Origin of the sequence: Thauera sp. 27, assembly GCF_000310125.2 — a bacterium.
Classification (GTDB): Bacteria; Pseudomonadota; Gammaproteobacteria; order Burkholderiales; family Rhodocyclaceae; genus Thauera; species Thauera mechernichensis.
The window spans coordinates 1-19414 of sequence record NZ_AMXB01000045.1; the positions used below are offsets into that span (position 1 = coordinate 1).

The 19414-nt window shown below is 65.9% G+C and carries 18 protein-coding genes and 1 tRNA gene; 11 read left to right on the forward strand and 8 right to left on the reverse strand.

Annotated features, from left to right (window positions below; all coding sequences use genetic code 11):
- Window positions 1–58: 58 nt before the first annotated feature.
- The 5 genes from secF to queA form a co-directional block, all read right to left on the reverse strand.
- Window positions 59–991, reverse strand: a complete 933-nt coding sequence (gene secF / locus B447_RS18685; RefSeq protein WP_002931469.1) for a protein translocase subunit SecF — start codon at window positions 989–991, stop codon at window positions 59–61.
- A 21-nt stretch (window positions 992–1012) separates the two neighbouring features.
- Entirely contained in the window at window positions 1013–2866 is a 1854-nt protein-coding gene (gene secD / locus B447_RS18690; RefSeq protein ID WP_002944191.1) for a protein translocase subunit SecD, read from the reverse strand.
- A gap of 145 nt (window positions 2867–3011) precedes the next feature.
- Complete coding sequence (gene yajC, locus B447_RS18695; RefSeq protein WP_002931459.1) at window positions 3012–3335, reverse strand: preprotein translocase subunit YajC; 324 nt, start codon at window positions 3333–3335, stop codon at window positions 3012–3014.
- A 97-nt stretch (window positions 3336–3432) separates the two neighbouring features.
- On the reverse strand, window positions 3433–4545 hold the full coding sequence (gene tgt, locus B447_RS18700) for a tRNA guanosine(34) transglycosylase Tgt (protein WP_002944193.1): 1113 nt from the start codon (window positions 4543–4545) through the stop codon (window positions 3433–3435).
- Window positions 4535–5611, reverse strand: coding sequence for a tRNA preQ1(34) S-adenosylmethionine ribosyltransferase-isomerase QueA (queA, locus tag B447_RS18705; RefSeq protein WP_002944196.1), 1077 nt, complete (start codon window positions 5609–5611; stop codon window positions 4535–4537). The genes tgt and queA overlap by 11 nt, the downstream gene beginning before the upstream one ends.
- Window positions 5612–5753: 142 nt before the next feature.
- On the opposite strand from queA, the gene B447_RS18710 reads away from it, so the two are divergent.
- A tRNA-Leu gene (locus tag B447_RS18710) sits at window positions 5754–5838 on the forward strand.
- 184 nt (window positions 5839–6022) lie between these two features.
- Here the strand turns inward: B447_RS18710 and nhaR are convergent.
- Entirely contained in the window at window positions 6023–6931 is a 909-nt protein-coding gene (nhaR, locus tag B447_RS18715) for a transcriptional activator NhaR (RefSeq protein WP_002924799.1), read from the reverse strand.
- A gap of 153 nt (window positions 6932–7084) precedes the next feature.
- Here nhaR and B447_RS18720 point away from each other — a divergent pair, with 153 nt between their 5' ends.
- The 4 genes from B447_RS18720 to tilS all read left to right on the forward strand — a co-directional run bounded on the left by B447_RS18720 (window position 7085) and on the right by tilS (window position 10737).
- Window positions 7085–7432 carry an HPF/RaiA family ribosome-associated protein gene (locus tag B447_RS18720; protein ID WP_002924797.1) on the forward strand — a complete coding sequence of 116 codons (348 nt, stop codon included), beginning with the start codon at window positions 7085–7087 and terminating at the stop codon, window positions 7430–7432.
- 50 nt (window positions 7433–7482) lie between these two features.
- On the forward strand, window positions 7483–8145 hold the full coding sequence (locus B447_RS18725; RefSeq protein ID WP_002944198.1) for a Bax inhibitor-1/YccA family protein: 663 nt from the start codon (window positions 7483–7485) through the stop codon (window positions 8143–8145).
- 167 nt (window positions 8146–8312) lie between these two features.
- Window positions 8313–9278 (forward strand): acetyl-CoA carboxylase carboxyltransferase subunit alpha, encoded by a 966-nt coding sequence (locus B447_RS18730; protein ID WP_002924793.1) that lies wholly within the window; start codon window positions 8313–8315, stop codon window positions 9276–9278.
- A gap of 76 nt (window positions 9279–9354) precedes the next feature.
- A complete protein-coding gene (gene tilS, locus B447_RS18735; RefSeq protein WP_002944202.1) occupies window positions 9355–10737 on the forward strand; it encodes a tRNA lysidine(34) synthetase TilS in 1383 nt (460 codons plus the stop codon).
- Here tilS and B447_RS18740 read toward each other — a convergent pair.
- Both B447_RS18740 and B447_RS18745 read right to left on the reverse strand, forming a co-directional pair.
- Window positions 10693–11298, reverse strand: coding sequence for a response regulator transcription factor (locus tag B447_RS18740; protein ID WP_002944204.1), 606 nt, complete (start codon window positions 11296–11298; stop codon window positions 10693–10695). The two genes, tilS and B447_RS18740, sit on opposite strands and share 45 nt — an antisense overlap.
- On the reverse strand, window positions 11295–13229 hold the full coding sequence (locus B447_RS18745) for a sensor histidine kinase (protein ID WP_002944206.1): 1935 nt from the start codon (window positions 13227–13229) through the stop codon (window positions 11295–11297). Before B447_RS18745 ends, B447_RS18740 begins: the two co-directional genes overlap by 4 nt.
- A 243-nt stretch (window positions 13230–13472) precedes the next feature.
- Here B447_RS18745 and B447_RS18750 point away from each other — a divergent pair, with 243 nt between their 5' ends.
- The 6 genes from B447_RS18750 to ispG all read left to right on the forward strand — a co-directional run bounded on the left by B447_RS18750 (window position 13473) and on the right by ispG (window position 19340).
- Window positions 13473–14477, forward strand: coding sequence for a TRAP transporter substrate-binding protein (locus B447_RS18750; RefSeq protein WP_002944207.1), 1005 nt, complete (start codon window positions 13473–13475; stop codon window positions 14475–14477).
- Between the two features lie 141 nt (window positions 14478–14618).
- A complete protein-coding gene (gene ndk / locus B447_RS18755) occupies window positions 14619–15044 on the forward strand; it encodes a nucleoside-diphosphate kinase (protein ID WP_002924781.1) in 426 nt (141 codons plus the stop codon).
- Between the two features lie 132 nt (window positions 15045–15176).
- Entirely contained in the window at window positions 15177–16325 is a 1149-nt protein-coding gene (rlmN, locus tag B447_RS18760) for a 23S rRNA (adenine(2503)-C(2))-methyltransferase RlmN (protein WP_002924779.1), read from the forward strand.
- Window positions 16322–17128: a type IV pilus biogenesis/stability protein PilW gene (gene pilW / locus B447_RS18765; RefSeq protein ID WP_083491497.1), complete on the forward strand. Its 807-nt coding sequence runs from the start codon at window positions 16322–16324 to the stop codon at window positions 17126–17128. The genes rlmN and pilW overlap by 4 nt, the downstream gene beginning before the upstream one ends.
- Window positions 17125–18072, forward strand: a complete 948-nt coding sequence (locus B447_RS18770) for a helix-turn-helix domain-containing protein (protein ID WP_002944212.1) — start codon at window positions 17125–17127, stop codon at window positions 18070–18072. The genes pilW and B447_RS18770 overlap by 4 nt, the downstream gene beginning before the upstream one ends.
- Before the next feature lie 14 nt (window positions 18073–18086).
- Window positions 18087–19340: a flavodoxin-dependent (E)-4-hydroxy-3-methylbut-2-enyl-diphosphate synthase gene (gene ispG / locus B447_RS18775; protein ID WP_002924776.1), complete on the forward strand. Its 1254-nt coding sequence runs from the start codon at window positions 18087–18089 to the stop codon at window positions 19338–19340.
- The last annotated feature ends 74 nt before the right edge of the window (window positions 19341–19414 follow it).

Genomic DNA, 19414 nt, shown 5'->3' on the forward strand with positions numbered 1-19414 from the left:
TTCCGGATACGAGAAAGGCGCCCGCAGGCGCCTTTCTCGTATCCGGAAGACCGCGGGCTCAGACCACCGCCTCTTCCTTCTCCTTCTTCGGCTTGATGAACTGCTCGCGCGACACCCCCAGCCACATCACCAGCGGGCTGGCGACGAAGATCGACGAGTAGATGCCGAAGCAGATCCCGATGGTCAGGGCGAGTGCGAAGTAATACAGCGTCTCGCCGCCGAAGATCAGCATCGACACCACCATCATCAAGGTACTGCCGTGGGTGATCACGGTGCGCGAGATCATCGCCGTGATCGCATGGTCCAGCACCGCCGGCGTGTCCATGGCACGCTTCTTCTTGAAGGTCTCGCGCACGCGGTCGAACACCACCACCGATTCGTTTACCGAATAGCCCAGCACCGCCAGCACCGCTGCCAGCACTGGCAGCGAGAATTCCCACTGGAAGAAGGCGAAGAAGCCGACGATGATGATCACGTCGTGAAGGTTGGCGATGATCGCGGACACGGCGAAGCGCCACTCGAAGCGCATCGCCAGGTAGATCACGATGCCGATGATCACCAGCAGCAGCGCCATTGCGCCATCGGTGGCCAGTTCCTTGCCGACCTGCGGGCCGACGAATTCCACCCGGCGCAGTTCGGGCTGGGGGCCTTCGGTGGCTTGCAGCGTGGCCATGACCCGCTCGGAGATGCGGCTGGTGTCGAGGTCCTCGCGGTTGGGCATGCGGATCAGGATCTCGCGCGCACTGCCGAAGTTCTGCACCTGCGCATCGGGGTAGCCGTCGCGCGCGAGCGCCTGGCGGATGTCCTCGATGCGCGGCGGCTCGGCGTAGCCGACCTCGATCAGCGTGCCGCCGGTAAATTCCACCGACAGGTTGAGCCCGCGCAGCACGATGAAGAACACCGCGAGCACGAAGGCGAGGCTGGAGAAAAGGTTGAACTTCAGCGCATGGCGCATGAAGGGGATGTCGGTTCGCTGACGGAAGAATTCCATGGTCTTGTCTGCCCTTGTCCCTTAGTTCGCCGACTGGCCCAGATGCAGCTTGGCGATCTTGCGCTGGCGGCCGTAGATGAAGTTGATGATCATGCGCGACACCAGGATGGCGCTGAACATCGAGGTCAGGATGCCCAGGCAGTGCACCACGGCGAAGCCGCGCACCGGGCCGGAGCCGAACACCAGCAGTGCGATACCTGCGATCAGGGTGGTGATGTTGGCGTCCAGGATGGTGTCGAAGGCGCGGTCGTAGCCGGCCGAGATCGCCGCTTGCGGGCTGGCACCGTTGCGCAGTTCCTCGCGGATGCGTTCGTTGATCAGCACGTTGGCATCGATCGCCATGCCCAGGGTCAGCGCCATGGCGGCGATGCCGGGCAGGGTCAGCGTAGCCTGAAGCAGCGACAGCAGCGCGATCAGCAGCACGAGGTTGAAGGTGAGCGCGATTACCGACACCAGGCCGAACAGGGTGTAGTACGCGATCATGAACACGGCGATGGCGAGGAAGCCCCAGATCACCGAGTTGGAGCCCTTGGTGATGTTCTCGGCGCCCAGGCTGGGGCCGACGGTGCGCTCCTCGATGATCTCCATCGGCGCTGCCAGACTGCCGGCGCGCAGCAGCAGGGCGACGTCGTTGGCTTCGGCCGTGGTCATGCGGCCCGAGATCTGTACGCGCCCTCCGCCGATCTCGCTGCGGATCACCGGCGCAGTGACGACCTCGCCCTTGCCCTTCTCGAACAGCAGGATGGCCATGCGCTTGCCGACGCTCTCGCGCGTGACGTCGCGGAAGATGCGGGCGCCAGCGGCGTCCAGCGTCAGGTGCACCGCAGGCTCGTTGGTCTGGCCGTCGAAGCCGGGCTGGGCGTCGGTGAGGCGGTCGCCGGTCAGCACCACCTGGCGGCTGACCAGCAGCGGGGCGCCGCCGCGCTCGGTGTAGAGTTCGGTGCCGAAGGGCACGTTGCCCGCCAGGGCCTGCTCGACGGCACCCGGGGTGTCATCGACCATGCGCACCTCGAGCGTGGCGGTGCGGCCGAGGATGTCCTTGGCCTTGGCCACGTCCTGCACGCCGGGCAGCTGTACCACGATGCGCTCGGCGCCCTGTTGCTGGATCACCGGCTCGGCGACGCCGAGCTCGTTGATGCGGTTGTGCAGGGTGGTGATGTTCTGCTTGATGGCGAAGTCGCGCATCGTCTGCTGCGCCTGCGCGGTCAGCGTGGCGACGAGCTTGAGGTCGTCGGCGGCGTCGTCGCGGTCGGCGAGCTGCAGGTCGTTGGTGGCGTCCTGGATGGCGCGGCGGCCCGCCTCGCGCTGTTCGGCGTCACGGAAGCGGATGACGACGGTGTTGCCCTCGCGGGTGATGCCGGCGTGGCGCACGCTCTTGTCGCGCATCAGGGTGCGCAGGTCGCCCGTGGTCGAGTCCAGGCGCTTGACGAGCGCACCCGGCATGTCCACCTCGAGCAGGAAGTGCACCCCGCCGCGCAGGTCGAGGCCGAGGTACATCGGCAGGGCCTTGATCGAGGTCAGCCAGTTGGGCGAGGCCGACAGCAGGTTGAGCGCGACGACATAGGCGGGGTCGGCCGGGTCGGGGTTGAAGACCTGCTCGATCACGTCCTTGGCGCGCAGCTGCTGCTCGGTGTCGGCAAAGCGGGCACGCACGCTGGTGGCGTCCGAGAAGATCCCGGTGTGGGCCAGACCGGCCTCGCGCAGGGCGCTGTTGAGGCGGTCGGTGGTGCTTGCCGGGTCGAGCTTGAGCGTGGCCTTGGCGCTCGAGACCTGCACCGCCGGGACTTCACCATAGAAGTTGGGCAGGGTGTAGAGCAGGCCCCAGAGCAGCACGAGGACGATCAGGGCGTTCTTCCAGAGGGGGTAGCGGTTCATCGTCGTCGGGAGAGGTGTGGGGGGCGTTGCGGTTGTTCGCGGTGCGGGGCACCGGCGGGGCCGCGAAGCGGGCTGCACATCGTGCAGCGGATGGGGTGATGCGAAACGCGCCGGCGGGCTGGGTGCCGGCCGGCGCGTGCAAGGCTTACAGCGACTTCAGCGTGCCCTTGGGCAGCACGGTGGCGACGGCCTGCTTCTGCACGGCGACCACGGTGTTGTTGGCGATCTCGAGCTGCACGAAGCTGTCGCCGACTTCGGTCACGCGGCCGGCGATGCCGCCGCCGGTCACCACCTCGTCGCCCTTGGCGAGGGCTTCGACCATGGCCTTGTGTTCCTTCGCGCGCTTCATCTGCGGGCGGATCATCAGGAACCACAGCACCACGAACATCAGGATCAGGGGCAGCAGGCCCATCAGGCCGCCGCTGGGGTCGCCGCCCGCAGCTTGGGCATAGGCATTGGAAATCAGCACGTTGATAACTCCAGATTGGCAAAAAAGCGCTCGATTATAACAGCAGCGGGGCGAGCGCCCGGGTGGATCAGATGCCTCCGCAGGGCGGGTGGTTCCTTCACTGCGTACCGGTGGCGCGTTCGGCGCGGAAGCGTCGCACGTAGGCGTCCAGCTCGCCCGCAGCGATCGAATCGCGCAACTCGGCGGTCAGGGTCTGGTAGTAGCGCAGGTTGTGTACCGTGTTGAGCATGCTGCCGAGGATCTCGCCGGTGCGGTGCAGATGGTGCAGGTAGGCGCGGCTGAAGTTACGGCAGGTGTAGCAATCGCACGAGGGGTCGAGCGGCCGGGTGTCGGCCTTGTGAACGGCGTTCTTGATCTTGATGTCGCCGTAGCGGGTGAACAGCCAGCCGTTGCGGGCGTTGCGGGTGGGCATCACGCAGTCGAACATGTCGATGCCGGCGATCACGCCGTCGACGATGTCCTCTGGCGTGCCCACGCCCATGAGGTAGCGCGGCTTGCCCTGCGGCAGGCGCGGTGCGGTGTGGGCGAGGATGCGCGCCATGTCGTCCTTGGGTTCGCCCACCGACAGGCCACCGATGGCGAAGCCGTGAAAGCCGATGTCTTCGAGTGCGCCCTGCGACTCGTCGCGGAGGTCTTCGTACATGCCGCCCTGGACGATGCCGAACAACGCGTTGGTGTTGCCCAGGCGGTCGAACTCGTCGCGCGAGCGCTTCGCCCAGCGCTGCGACAGGCGCATCGACTTCGCCGCCTCGTCGCGAGTGGCGGGGTAGGGCGTGCATTCGTCGAAGATCATCACGATGTCCGAGTTGAGCACGGTCTGGATCTGCATCGAGATCTCGGGTGTCAGGAACAGCTTTGCGCCGTCGATCGGGCTGGCGAACTTGACCCCTTCCTCGGTGATCTTGCGCAGTGCGCCCAGGCTGAACACCTGGAAGCCGCCCGAATCGGTGAGGATGGGCTTGTCCCAGGCCATGAAGCGGTGCAGGCCTTGGTGCGCGGCGACGATGTCCAGGCCCGGGCGCAGCCAGAGGTGGAAGGTGTTGCCCAGGCAGATCTGCGCGCCGATGTCAGCGAGCATGGCCGGCGTCATCGCCTTGACCGTGCCGTAAGTGCCGACGGGCATGAAGACCGGTGTCTCGACCGTGCCGTGGGCAAGGGTAAGGCGGCCGCGGCGGGCGCCGCCGTCGGTGGTGAGGAGTTCAAATTGCATTGTTGAGCTTGTCGTTCTCGGCTTCGTTGCGGCGGGTGATGAACATCGCGTCGCCGTAGCTGAAGAAGCGGTAGCGCTGGGCGACGGCGTGGGCGTAGGCGCGGCGGATGCTGTCCATGCCGGCGAAGGCCGACACCAGCATCATCAGGGTGGACTTGGGCAGGTGGAAGTTGGTGATGAGCGCATCGATCACCTGGAAGCGAAAGCCGGGCAGGATGAAGATTTCGGTCTCGCCGCTGCCGGCCTCGAGGGCGCCTTCCTGCGCAGCGGCCTCGAGTGCGCGCATGCTGGTGGTGCCGACCGCGATGACGCGTCCGCCGGCGGCGCGGGTTGCGGCGATGGCGTCCACGGTTTCCTGAGGGATCACGTAGCGCTCGCGGTGCATACGGTGCTCGCCGAGGTCGTCGACACGAACCGGCTGGAAGGTGCCGGCGCCGACGTGCAGGGTCAGCCAGGCGCAGCGCACGCCGCGCTCGACAAGGCGGTCGAGCAAGGCCTGATCGAAATGGAGTCCGGCCGTGGGTGCGGCGACTGACCCCGGGTCGCGCGCATAGACCGTCTGGTAGCGGCTTTCATCGGCGTCGCCGGCGGCGCGCTGGATGTAGGGCGGCAAGGGGAGCTTGCCATGGCGCTCGAGTAATTCGAAGAGGTCTTCGCCGGCGGGAAAGCGCAGGTGGAAGAATTCGCCGACACGACCAAGTACCTCGACATCGAAGGCGTCGGCGAGATGCAGCCGGGCGCCTGTCTTGGGCGACTTGCTTGCACGCACCTGCGCGAGTGCTTCGTGCTGGCCGACCGCGCGTTCGATCAGGACCTCGACCTGCCCGCCGCTGTCCTTGACCCCGTGCAGGCGAGCGTGGATGACGCGGGTGTCGTTGAAGACGAGCAGGTCGCCAGGGCGAACGAGGTCCGGCAGGTTGGTGAAGCAGGCGTCGGCGAGCACCGGCGCCGAGCCTGCCTCGGGGGTGAGCACAAGCAGGCGGCTGGCGCTGCGCTCTGCAAGGGGAGCTTGCGCGATCAGTTCCGCGGGAAGGATGTAATCGAAATCGCTGAGAGTCAGGGGCATGATGGATTCTTGAAGCCAGGATCTGTTGCGGTTGGTGCCACGTCGGCGGCTTTCACTTGCCGTGTTGCCGTCGTCGCGTGATGCACCGGTCAGCAGCGTGCTTGCCGGGGTGAGGATTGTTCGGACATAATGCGCGTCCCTGGCCGGGATGGCGGAATCGGTAGACGCAGCGGATTCAAAATCCGCCGCCGCAAGGTGTGTGGGTTCGAGTCCCACTCCCGGCACCATGACGATCGGCGTCAGCGTTTCAAGACGCCCGATCCGCGGCGGCCATGCCCTGCCGGCCACTTGTCGGCCCACCCGGCCACAAGCGCGCCATTCCTACGATTCCCTCATTCCGTTCCATCGCCAACGCCGTCCGGAAGCCTTGGCAAGCCCGCGATTCTGTACGGGCTGCGAGCGAAAATCAAATCAGTCCGCGGTGGAGCCGCCGAGCTGATGACGCGCGGCTCCTTCGCTGATCGCGCGCACGGCGGGGTGTGTCAGCCTGCGTTCGACCGAGATCGCGTAATAGGTTTCGGTCACACCCCTTGCGTCTCCCAGATGCACCATGCCCGCCTGCCGACACAACTGCTCGCCGACCAGCGATGCGCTCGGGAACAGTCCGGCGCCTGCTTCCGCGAATGCACGCATCAGGGCGCTGTCGTCGAATTCGCCGACGATGCGCGGCCTTAGCCGTTCGGTTTCCAGCCAGCGCAGCAGCGGCGTGCGCACGCTCGCTTCGGCCCCCGGGAGCAGGAGCGGGGCGCCGTCGAGGCATGCCGGGAAGCTGCCTTGCAGTGCGTCTGCCAGTGTGGGGGTGGCGTACAGGCCGATGGTCGAGGTGCCGAGCGCGTGGCTGTAGCCGCGTACGTCCATGCTTGGCGGTAGCGGGCTGTCGGCGAGGACGACGTCGAGCTTGTGGATGGCGAGTTCGCCGAGGAGGGCGTCGAACTTGCCTTCCCGGCACACGATGCGCATCGGCTCGGCCAGATCCATCGACGGCGCGAGCAGCAGCCAGGCGATGGCCTTCGGCACCACGTCGGCAACGCCCACCCTGAAGGGCATGGCGCGCCCGGCCGAGCGGCTGCGCAGTGCTTCCTCGAGCTCGCTGCCGAGGCGAAAGATCTCCTCTGCATAGTCGAGCACCATGCGTCCCGTCTCGGTCAGCGCCAGCTTGCGGCCCTGCCGCTTGAACAGATTGACCCCGAGTTCGGTCTCGAGTGCGGCGATCTGGCCGGATACGGTTTGTGGCGCCAGCCCGGAACGTTCTGCGCCGCGGACGATCCCACCGGCACGGGCAGCCGTCCAGAAGTGGTGTAGTTGCTTGTAGTTGAGCATGGATGGCTCCCGTGGGTGCAGGATGAAGATACTTCGACAAAACCAGATAAAGATTCAGTTGAACCAGGATTTTATCGAAGAGTCTGAGCGTTAGTATCCGTCGAGGCGTGGTGCCCGACGGCAATCGCGCAACAAGAACGAAGGAGACTGCATATGCGTATCGATCTGCACTGCGACAATGTCGAGGCTGCTCCCGGGCTGCGTGACTATGTGACGCGACGGATGCAGTTCGCCATCGGGCGTTTCCGCGACCACATCCAGTGGGCGCGTGTGAAAGTGGCCGATGTGAATGGGCCGCGAGGCGGCACCGACAAACGATGCGTGGTACAACTGCGGCTGCGCAATCTGCCGGACGTGGTGTTCGCCATCACCCAGATCGAGGTGCGGGCGGCCGTCGACGAGGCTGCAGACCGTGTTTCGCGTGTGCTCGCGCAGCGTGTCCGGCGCAGTCAGCGGCCGGTGCGCAGCGTGGCGCCCCAACTTGACGCAGTACCTGCCTGATCGGCGTCGTTCAAAACAATTCAACAACTTCCCCTGGAGGAATGCTCGAAATGGAAAACCGCATGACGATGACGCGCTCCGAAGCGTCGGTCCTGTCGACCAACAAGGTCATCCGCAACACCTACATGCTGCTGTCGTTGACGCTGGCTTTTTCGGCGCTCACCGCGGGCTTGTCGATGGCGATGGGCTTGCCCCACCCGGGCCTGATCCTGACCCTGGTCGGTTACTTCGGCCTGCTTTTCCTGACGAGCAAGTTCCGTAACAGCAGCCTCGGCATCGTGTTCGTGTTCGCCCTGACCGGCTTCATGGGCTTCACCCTCGGCCCGATCATCTCGGCCTACCTGTCGCTGCCCAACGGCAGCAGCATCGTGATGCAGGCGATGGCGGGCACGGCGGCGATCTTCCTGGGCCTGTCCGCGTACGCGGTGACGACCAAGAAGGACTTCTCCTTCATGGGCGGTTTCCTGATGGTCGGCATCCTGGTCGCCTTCCTGGCCGGTCTTGGGGCGGTGTTCTTCTCGATCCCCGCGCTGTCGCTGACCGTATCCGCGGCCTTCGTGCTGCTGATGTCGGGCCTGATCCTGTATGAGACCAGCAACATCATCCATGGTGGCGAGACCAACTACATCATGGCCACGGTGACGCTGTTCGTCTCCATCTTCAATCTCTTCACCAGCCTGCTGCACCTGCTGGGCTTCGCCAACAACGACTGACCCCCTGGCGCCGACAGGCGCTCGGGGCACGGCATCGGGGCGGCCGCCATCACGGGGCCGCCCCGATGCGTTCGGCGGCCTGAATGCGGCAGCGCAGCGAAGACGGTGCGCGTCGCCGTCCGGGCGGCGTTACAATGGCGGACATTTTTTTGACTGGGAACGGCTGGATGAAAACCACCTTTCTGGATTTCGAAACGGCAATCGCCGAACTGGAAGCGAAGATCGACCAGCTTCGCTTCGTGCAGGATGACCCGGCTGTAGACATCTCCGAAGAGATCGGGCGCCTCGAGGCCAAGAGCCAGTCGCTGACCAAGGATCTCTATGGCAAGCTCACGCCGTGGCAGATTTCCCAGGTTGCGCGTCACCCCCAGCGCCCCTATACGCTGGACTACGCCGAGCTGATCTTTACCGATTTCAAGGAGTTGCACGGTGACCGCGCCTTCGCCGACGACAAGGCGATCGTCGGCGGCCTGGCGCGTTTCAACGGGCAGTCCTGCGTCGTCATCGGCCACCAGAAGGGGCGGGACACCAAGGAGAAGATCGCGCGCAACTTCGGCATGCCCCGTCCCGAGGGCTACCGCAAGGCGATGCGGCTGATGAAGCTGGCCGAGAAGTTCGGCCTGCCGGTGTTTACCTTCGTCGATACGCCGGGCGCCTACCCCGGCATCGGTGCCGAGGAGCGCGGCCAGTCCGAGGCGATCGGCCACAGCATCTACCTGATGGCCGAACTGCGTGTGCCGATCATCAGCACCATCATCGGTGAGGGCGGTTCGGGTGGGGCGCTGGCGATCGCGGTCGCAGATCAGGTACTGATGCTGCAGTATTCGACCTATTCGGTGATTTCTCCCGAGGGCTGCGCCTCCATCCTGTGGAAGAGTGCCGACAGGGCGCCTGATGCAGCCGAGACGATGGGAATAACCGCCGCGCGACTCAAGGCCTTGAACCTTGTCGACCGGGTCGTCAATGAGCCCGTTGGTGGCGCGCACCGCGATCCGCGCGCGATGGCCACCGCACTCAAGCGTGCGCTTGGCGATGCGCTGCGCGAACTCGAGGCGCTCACGCCCTCGGAGCTCGTGGCCCAGCGCTACGACAAGCTCATGAGCTACGGTCGTTTCAAGGACAAGGCGGCCTGAGCGCCGCCGTGTCGTCGCGTTCCAGCGCGGGGTGAGCGCTGGCCACCATGAAGCTCCGCCCGAGGTGAATGGGCCCATGCTTGCTGCCGTCGCGCAGTGCCTGCGCCGTGCCGGGGTCGGAGCGGGCGCGCGACTATGCTGCGCGTTGTCCGGCGGTGTCGATTCCGTTGTCCTGCTGGCGCTGCTGCATCGTCTTCGGCCCGAGGTGGGGTTCAGTCTCGAGGCCGCTCATGTCCACCATGGGTTGAGCCCCAATGCGAGCGCCTGGGCCGATGCGTGTGAGGCGCATTGCGCGAGGCTCGGCGTTCCCTTCCAAGTCCTCAGGGTCGCGGTCGATCCTGCGCACAGCGGTGGTCCGGAGGCGGCGGCGCGCGCAGCACGGCATGCCGCGCTCGATCGCGTACCGTGCGACTGGATGGTGTTCGGCCATCATCAGGATGATCAGGCCGAGACCCTGTTGTTCCGGCTGCTGCGCGGTGCGGGGGTTGCGGGCGCTGCGGCGATGGCGGTGTCCGTTGCGGCTGCGCCCGGGCGTCCCGGGCGTCTGCGGCCGCTGCTGGGTCAGCGCCGAGCCGGCATCCTGGCGTGGGCGCGGCGCGAGGCGCTCTCATGGGTAGAGGACGAGAGCAATGCCGACCTCCGCTTCGCCCGCAATATGCTGCGCCACCGCGTGCTGCCGAGCCTGGAAGCAGCATTCCCGTCCGCAGTGCCGATGCTGGCGCGCGCCTGCGCCAACTTTGCCGAGGCCGAAGGCCTGCTCGCCGACCTGGCCGAGCTCGACGCTCAAAAGTGTGGGGGGCGGATCTGGCGGGCGAGCAGTGTGCTTGGGCTGAGCGTGCCACGGCAGGCGAACCTGCTGCGATGGCGCCTGCGCGAGTATGGCGCGCAGGCGCCATCGCGAGGGCGCCTGGAAGAGGCCCTGCGCCAGCTGGCGACGGCGACAGACGCACGGCCGCTGCGCGTGGCCTTGGGAAATGGCTGGGCGTGTTGCATTTACCGCGGGGTGCTGTGGCTGGAGGGGGTCGAGGAGGTCTCTGTGCAGGCGCGGGAATGGCGCGGAGAGGCCGCGCTGCCGTGGGGCAGCGGCCTGGTGCGATTCGAGTGTGGCCTCGGGGTCGGCCTCAGCCGGGTACGCCTGCAGGAGGCGGAGCGACTTGTGCTGGCCGCGCGCGCGCCCGGTGTGCGGCTCCAGCTGGCACCCGGGCGTCCGCGCCAGCTGCTGCGCAAGCTCTGCCAGGCGGCGGGGGTGCCGGCCTGGCTGCGTGATCGCATGCCGGTGCTATGGGCCGATGACGCGCCGGTGTGGGTGGCCGGCATCGGCATCGCCTGCAGTCATGCCTGTGCGCCTGACGAGGCCGGCGTGATGCCGTGCTGGGAGCCGGGCGCGCGGACCGGCGCCTGGGCCGGGGCTGGCTCAGCTGCGCAGGGTCGTGAGCATCTGAGCCAGTTCGACGGCTGAGCGGACGTCCATCTTGTCGAAAATGCGCGAGCGGTGGGCTTCCACGGTGCGCATCGAGATCGACAGCTCATCGGCGATGACCTTGTTGTACTTGCCCTCCAGGATCAGGTCCATGACCTCGCGTTCGCGGCAGGTCAGCGTTGCAAGTCGTGCTTCGATGGTCTCGCGGCTGGCTGCGGCGCGCTGGCGTTCTGCGTCAGCGGCGAGCGCCGTCTCCACGAGACTGACCAGGTCGTGGTCGTTGAAGGGCTTCTCGATGAAGTGGAACGCACCCTTCTTGAGCGCAGCGACCGCCATCGGCACGTCGCCATGGCCGGTGATGAAGATCACTGGCAGTTCGCAGCCGCGCGCAAGCAGGGTGTCGAAGCACTCCAGGCCGCTCATTCCTGCCATGCGGATGTCGAGCACAATGCATCCGCGCCACTGCGGACTCCACGCTTCGAGGAAGTCCTCGCCGCTTGCCCAGGTCCGGCAGGCGACGCCCCGTGTCTTGAACAGCCATTGCAGGGCGTCCCGGATGGCCTCGTCGTCATCGATGATGTGGGTGCAGGCAGTGCTCATGCTGGATCGGGTTCCACGGGAAGCGACAGGGTGAAGATGGTACCGCCCCCGGGGCGTGCTTCGAAAGTCAGGCGGCCGTGATGCAGTTCGGCGATCGAGCGGCAGATGTTGAGCCCCATGCCCATGCCGGCGTTCTTGGTGGTGAAGAAGGGCTCGAACAGCCGTGCCGCCGTCGCTGCGTCGATGCCGGTGCCGCGATCGGCGACCGAGATGATGACCTGGCGGTCCTTGAGGGCCGTGCTGATCAGCGCCTGGCGCTGTACGGCGGGGGTGTCGTGCATGGCGTCCATGGCATTGCGTACGAGGTTGATGACGATCTGTTCGATCATCACCGCGTCGGCGGCCACCGGCGGGAGCTTGCGCGCAAGCGAGCTTGCAATCTGGGTGCCGCGTTTGCGCGCGTCGGCCTCGATCAGGGCGACCGCGTCGCGGATCACGGCGTTGAGATCAAGCGCTTCGAGCCGGGGTTCGGAGCGGCGCACGAAATCATGCACGCGGCGGATGATGTCGCCGGCTCGGCGTGCCTGGCGGGCGATGCGTTCGTGGATGTCGCGCAGTTCGTCGCGGTCCAGTTGGCCGCTTTCGAGGCGGTTGATACAGCCCGAGTTGTAGCTGGCGATGGCCGCCAGCGGCTGGTTGAGCTCGTGGGCAAGGGTCGAGGCCATTTCGCCCATGGTGATCAGGCGCGAACTCTGCTGCAGCCGCTCTTCCTGCTGGCGCGCATGCTCGAGTGTGCGCTTCTGCTCGGTGATGTCGAGCACCGAGCCCATCCAGCCTGCGTGGCGCCCCTGCGGGTCGATGAGCGGGGCCTCGAGTACCAGCGCATCGAGGATGTCCCCGTTCTTGCGTCGCAGGCGCACCTCGGTGCCCTGTGGTGAGCTCCCCCCGGACATGATCTCGCGGTGCAGCTCGAAGGTCTCCTCGAGGTGCTCCGGATCCCAATAGGGCATGGGGGGTTTCAGGCCGACCAGTTCGTCGGCTTCATAGCCGGTCATGCGGCAGAAGGCGGAGTTCACGTAGGTGAGGCGGCCGTCGAGGTCGCGGGCGCGCATGCCGGTGATCAGCGAGTCCTCCATGGCCTTGCGGAAGGCCGATTCGGCACGCAATGCGGCTTCGGCCTGCTGACGCCTTGCCAGCTCGCGCCGCAACTGGATCACGCTCCAGATGATGATGCCGGCCAGCAGGACCAGCGAGGCGCCGAGGAGCAGCGGGATCCAGCGCGTTTCGTACTTGTAGGCGGTGATCTGCAGGGTGAGGCCGTGGCCGGGTGGGTCGAAGGGCATGGTGTAGGCCAGCCATGCGGACACGGGTGCGACCTTCGACTTGGCCGCGATCTCACGGTCGTCGGCGTCGAGCACCGCGACGCGATAGCGTTCGGAGAACCACCAGGGCAGTTCGCGCACCACCAGATCGGAGAGCGAATATACTCCGACGACAACGCCCAGCAGCGCTTCGTTGGACCACACCGGTACATGAACCTCGAAATGGTGGGCGCCGTTCGTGGTGGGGTAGGTGGGGCCGTAGACCGGTCGGCCGAGTGCGCGCGCGAGCTTCAGGCTGGGCTCGCCGGGAACCCCGGCGGAGCCCTCGTCGCCAGCGTGAGGCCGCGGTGTGGGTGGCAGGGCGCCTGCGATACGTCCGTCGGCGCGCACCCAGATGATCTGCACCAGGCCGCGCTCCTGGTTCAGCAGGCTGGACAGGCGGGCTTCGGTGGGTGCTCCCAGTGTCTGTCCGGCAAACAGCTCGGGGCCGATCTGCTGCAGGTGGATTTCGTTGCGGTCGAGATGGAAGCGCAGGTTCTGTTCCATCCACAGCACGTCGTTGATCAGTGTGGTGCGCTGTTCGTCGGTGTCGTGGGCGCGGGTGAGCCAGACAAGCGCGGCGATCGCAACCACGAACAGGCCCAGCGTGAGGTAGGGCAGCTGCTGCATCCACCGCCTGCGTGCGACGGTTTCAATGCTGGGGGTGTGTCGAGTTGAGGGCGCTTGAGTCATCGGGCTGGGTGCGGTGCAGCAGGAAAGGCGCGGCGGCGCGGTGTCAGGCTCCCACAATAGCAGGCGGCAAGGCGGTGCAAGAAGTGGATGTCCGGTACGAAGTGTCCACGCGGATCGGATCAGGTGCACGACCTGCTTGTACTGCTCGACGCGTCCGGGTGTGCGAATGGAGGAGGTGAGATGGGTTTGCGTGCAGTTTTACTTGGCGTGCTTGCGTTCGGATTGTCGGCCGCAGTTTCGGCTGCGGATCCCGTCGTCATCCGCTTCAGCCACGTTGTGGCTGCGGACACGCCCAAGGGCAAGGCCGCTGAGAAGTTCAAGGAGCTCGCCGAGCGCTACACCGAGGGAGCGGTCATCGTTGAGGTCCATGCCAACAGCAGTCTGTACAAGGACAAGGAGGAAATGGAGGCGCTTCAGCTTGGCGCGGTCCAGCTGCTGGCGCCGTCGCTGGCGAAGTTCGGTCAGCTCGGAATGCGCGAATTCGAGGTGTTCGACCTGCCTTACATTTTTGACGGCTATGAGGCCTTGAACAAGGTCACTCAGGGGCCGCTGGGCCAGCAACTGCTGTCCCGGCTCGAGGCGCGGGGGATCAAGGGGCTGGCGTTCTGGGACAACGGCTTCAAGTCATTCTCCGCCAACTCGCCGATTCGCCGCCCTGAGGACCTGCGTGGCAAGACGATGCGGATCCAGTCGTCCAAGGTGCTCGACGAACAGATGCGTGCGCTCGGAGCACTACCGATGGCGATGGCTTTTTCGGAGGTCTATCCGGCCTTGCGTGCAGGCGTGGTGGATGGCACGGAGAATCCGCACTCGAATCTCTTCACCCAGAACATGCACGAAGTGCAGAAGCATGTGACCCTGACCGAGCATGGCTATCTGGGCTATGCGGTGATCGCCAACAAGCGCTTCTGGGACCGCCTGCCGGCCGATGTCCGGGTTCGGTTGGAGCGTGCCATGGCCGAATCGACCGCTTACGCCAACCGTATCGCCAAGGAAGAGAACGACAGGGCGCTCGAGGCTGTACGCGCCGCCGGCACGACCGAGATCTACGAGCCGAGCGCGCAGGAGAAGGCGGCGTTCAAGAGGGCGTTGATCCCTGTGCACAGGACGATGGAGGGGCGCATTGGCAGCGAGCTGATCCGTGCGATTCATCGTGAGACGGGCTTCGATTCTTCGGGGCACTGATCAGCGGTGTCGATGGTGCTGTCTGCGCAGCCGCTGTCACCGCGGCACTCGCCGGACGCATCGGTGTCACACGAAACCTGCTAAAATCTTGCGCTTTTTCCAAACTTTCCGCTTTAACCAAGCACAGTCCCGGAGTTATCCATGGCAATCGAACGCACCCTGTCCATCATCAAGCCCGACGCCGTCGCCAAGAACGTGATTGGCCAGATCTACGCCCGCTTCGAAGCGGCCGGTCTCAAGATCATCGCCGCCAAGATGGTGCACCTGTCCGAGCAGGAAGCCGGCCAGTTCTACGCCGTGCACAAGGAGCGTCCCTTCTTCAAGGATCTGGTGTCCTTCATGACCTCCGGCCCGGTGATGATCCAGTGCCTCGAGGGTGAGAACGCCATCGCCAAGAACCGTGAGCTGATGGGCGCCACCGACCCGAAGAAGGCCGACAAGGGCACCATCCGCGCAGATTTCGCCGATTCGATCGACGCCAATGCCGTGCACGGCTCCGACGCCCCCGAGACGGCTGCCGTGGAAGTGGCTTTCTTCTTCCCGGGCATGAACGTTTACTCGCGCTGAGCGGTCCGTACCAACGGCCCGTCGCGCACGCTTCGCGGTGCGTCCCGCACCGCATGCGGCGTGTGCGGGCCGTTTGCATTACGGGCGGTCTGCGATTTGAGGCCGCTGCTGCCATAAGGTGTGGTTTCAGGCATGAGCACTTCCAAGCCGGTCAATCTGCTTGACTTCGATGTCGATGGCCTCGTCGCCTGGTTCGCCGGGCTGGGCGAGAAGCCTTTTCGCGCCCGTCAGGTGATGCGCTGGATGCATCGCGAGGGTTGCGACGACTTCGATGCGATGACCGACGTCGCCAAGTCCCTGCGCGCCAAGCTCAAGGAGATCGCTACGATCCGCCCGCCGGTACCGGTGCGCGATTCGATCTCGGCCGACGGCACGCGCAAGTGGCTGCTCGACGTTGGCAACGCCAATGCGGTCGAGACCGTGTTCATCCCCGAGACCAACCGCGGCACGCTGTGCGTGTCGTCGCAAGCGGGCTGCGCGCTCGATTGCGCGTTCTGCTCAACCGGCAAACAGGGATTCAACCGCAACCTGAGTGCGGCGGAAATCGTTGGCCAGCTGTGGCTGGCCAACAAGCTGCTGGGCGCCGCCAGGGCCGATGCGAGTGAGTCCGTGCAGGAGCTCGAAGCCGGTGACAAGGACAATGGTCGCATCATCAGCAATGTGGTGATGATGGGCATGGGCGAGCCGCTGGCCAACTTCGATAATGTCGTCACCGCGTTGCGCCTGATGCTCGACGATCACGCCTACGGCTTGTCGCGCCGCCGCGTTACGGTGTCGACATCGGGCATCGTGCCGGCCATGGACCGCTTGCGCGAGGAGTGCCCGGTGGCGCTCGCGGTGTCGCTGCACGCATCCAATGACGCATTGCGCGACCGTCTCGTCCCGATCAACCAGAAATACCCGCTGCGCGAGCTGATGGCTGCCTGTCAGCGCTACCTCGAGCGTGCGCCGCGCGACTTCGTGACCTTCGAGTACGTGATGCTCGACGGCGTCAATGACAGCGATGCGCATGCGCGCGAGCTCCTTGCACTCGTGCGTGACACACCGTGCAAGTTCAATTTGATTCCCTTCAATCCATTCCCGAACTCGGGCTTCGAGCGCTCGCCGGCGGAACGTATCCGCCGTTTTGCCGGTATCCTGATTGACGCTGGCATCGTCACCACCACGCGCAAGACGCGCGGCGACGATGTTGATGCGGCCTGTGGCCAGCTCGCAGGCCAGGTCCAGGACAGAACTCGGCGCACGGTGCGTCTGACGCAGATCACGGAGGAACGAAGATGAGACATCGTCCGCTGCTAACTGCCGCAGCAGTGGCGGCTGCGCTGCTGGCCGGGTGTGCGACGGTCCCTGGCGGCTCGGCGTTAGATTCCGCGGCCGCGAGCCGGCCGCTGTCGGACGTTACGCCGGCTACACCCGAGGAAGCGCGGGCTCATGTCCATGTCGAGTTGGGCATGGCGTACTTCGAGGTCGGGCGCTACGACGTTGCGCTCGACGAAGCCAGGATCGCACTTCAGGACAGCCCCAACTATGCCCCGGCCTTCCACCTGCTGGGCCTCGCCTACATGCTGGTCGATGAGCTGGCGGCGGCGCGGGACAACTTCGAGCGCGCCCTGCGCATAGCGCCGGGAGATCCGGATTTCAACAATAGCTATGGTTGGTTCCTGTGCCTGCAGTGCAAGGAAAGCGAGGGGCTCGAGCGGCTCGCGATGGCTGCGCGCAACCCGTATTACCGCTACCCCGGCCGGCCGCTGACGAACGCGGGCCTGTGCGAGCTGCGGCGCAAGGACGATGCCGGCGCCGAGCTGCAGTTCCAGCGTGCACTGCAGGTCGACCCACAGAACGGCCTCGCGCTTTTCCACCTCGCCGATATTGCCTATCGCGGCGGACGGCTGGAGCAGGCGCGTACGCATCTGATCCGGCTGCACCAGCAGCAGGGGCCGACCGCCGCGTCGGCCTGGCTCGGTCTGCGCACCGAGCGCCGGCTCGGCAATCGAGATGCCGAGGCGAGCTATGCCTCGCAACTGGGCAGCCGCTTCGGCAATTCCAGTGAGTATCAACTGATGATCCAAGGACAGTACGAGTGAGCAGCCAGCAGCCAGATCAATCCGTTCGGCCCGATGCCGCAGCCGAGGCGGCAGCGTCTGCGGGCACGCGGCTGCGCCGTGCGCGCGAAGCACGGGGTGAGTCGGTGCACGAGGTCGCCTTTGCCCTCAAGCTGCGCCCGCGGCAGATCGAAGCCCTCGAACGTGACGACTTCGCTGCGCTGCCCGGCATGGCCTTCGTGCGCGGCTTCATCCGCAATTACGCGCGCTACGTGGGCGTGGATGCCGTGCCCCTGCTCGACAGCTTGCAGCACGCTTCGGTTGCCGGCTCGCCCGACCTTGCGCCCATTAGCAACGCCGATGGCGACCTGCCGAGTGGATCCGGTTCGCGGCGTGCGAGCTTTCCGCTTGGCGCTGTCGTGGTGGTGCTGGTCGCGCTCGTTCTGGCAGGCTGGTATTTCGACTGGTTCCAGACCGAGCCGGCGACCTCCGCTGGCGACGACACCAGCGAGGCGGTCCCTGCATTTGTCCAGGCGCCGATGCAGCCAATCAGTCCGCCTGCGGTAGAGCCTCCGGCAGCCGAGGAGGCTGCGGCTGCCGAGGCGAATGGTGGCTCGGAGGATAGTGCGGCGCCTGCCGCCGTCAGCGAACCGACGGCAGGCACTGACGCTGCGGGCGGTGATGGCAGCGTCCAGGCCGAGGCGGCGCCCGCGCAGGCAGCCGCGCCCGAGGCCGCAGCTGACGGCGCGGGCAGGCAACTGGTGTTCCGCTTCGGTGCGGACTCCTGGGTCGAGGTGCGTGACGCTTCCGGCAGCATCCTGCATTCGGGCACCAATCGTGCGGGCAGTTCGCGTACGGTCCAGGGTACGCCCCCGTTCGTCTTGGTCGTTGGCAATGCCAGCAGCGTCAATCTCGAGTTCGATGGTCAGCCGGTCGACCTCGCGAAGCATGTCCGTGGCTCGGTTGCCCGTCTGACCTTGCGTTGAGTGCTTTCCCAGTCATGAATCAAGAACAGATGCCCATTCCCGCCTGCCCGCTGGCTCGCCACAATACGCGCCAGGTCATTGTCGGCAAGGTCCGAGTCGGTGGCGACGCACCGGTCGTCGTGCAGTCGATGACCAATACCGATACTGCTGATGTGCTCGCCACGGCGATGCAGGTCGCCGAGCTCGCACGCGCGGGATCGGAGATCGTGCGTATCACGGTCAACAACGAGGCCGCCGCGAAGGCCGTGCCGCATATCCGCGACCGCCTGCTGGCACTGAACATGGATGTGCCGCTCGTTGGCGACTTCCATTACAACGGTCACAAGCTCCTCACCGATTTTCCGGCTTGCGCCGAGGCGCTCGCGAAGTTCCGCATCAACCCCGGCAACGTGGGCGCGGGCAGCAAGCGTGACCCTCAGTTCGCTGCGATCGTGGAGCTCGCCTGCCGCTACGACAAGCCGGTACGCATCGGTGTCAACTGGGGCAGTCTCGACCAATCCGTGCTCGCGCGCATCATGGATGAGAATGCCAGTCGCGCCGAGCCGCGCGACGCGGGAGCCGTGATGCGCGAGGCGCTCGTGGTCTCCGCGCTGGAATCCGCTGCCAAGGCCGAGGAGTACGGCCTGGGGCGCGAGCGCATCATCCTGTCGGCCAAGGTTTCGAGCGTGCAGGATCTGATCGCGGTGTATCGCGAACTGGCGCGGCGCAGCGACTACGCCCTGCACCTGGGCCTGACCGAGGCCGGCATGGGCAGCAAGGGTATCGTGGGCTCCACGGCCGCGCTCGCGGTACTGCTGCAGGAGGGCATCGGCGACACCATCCGCATCTCGCTCACTCCCGAGCCAGGCGGCAGTCGCACGCAGGAGGTCGTGGTCGCGCAGGAGATCCTGCAGACCATGGGGCTGCGCGCGTTCACCCCCATGGTCACCGCGTGCCCGGGGTGCGGACGTACCACCAGCACGTTCTTCCAGGAACTCGCCTCGGGCATCCAGGACTACGTGCGTGCGCAGATGCCGGTCTGGCGCGAGCAGTACGACGGGGTCGAGAACATGACGCTGGCGGTGATGGGCTGCGTGGTGAATGGTCCGGGCGAGAGCAAGCATGCCAACATCGGCATTTCCCTGCCCGGCACGGGCGAAACCCCGGCTGCACCGGTGTATGTCGACGGCGAGAAGGTGGTGACCCTGCGCGGTGACAACATCGGCGCCGAGTTCAAGGCCATCGTCGACGAATACGTGGCCACGAAATACGTCAGGAAGGGCGGCTGAAAGGCGCCCGGCCGGGCCGCCAGCCTCAGCCGCAAACCATAACGAGCGCGCAAAAGCGCAACAACGCAATAACG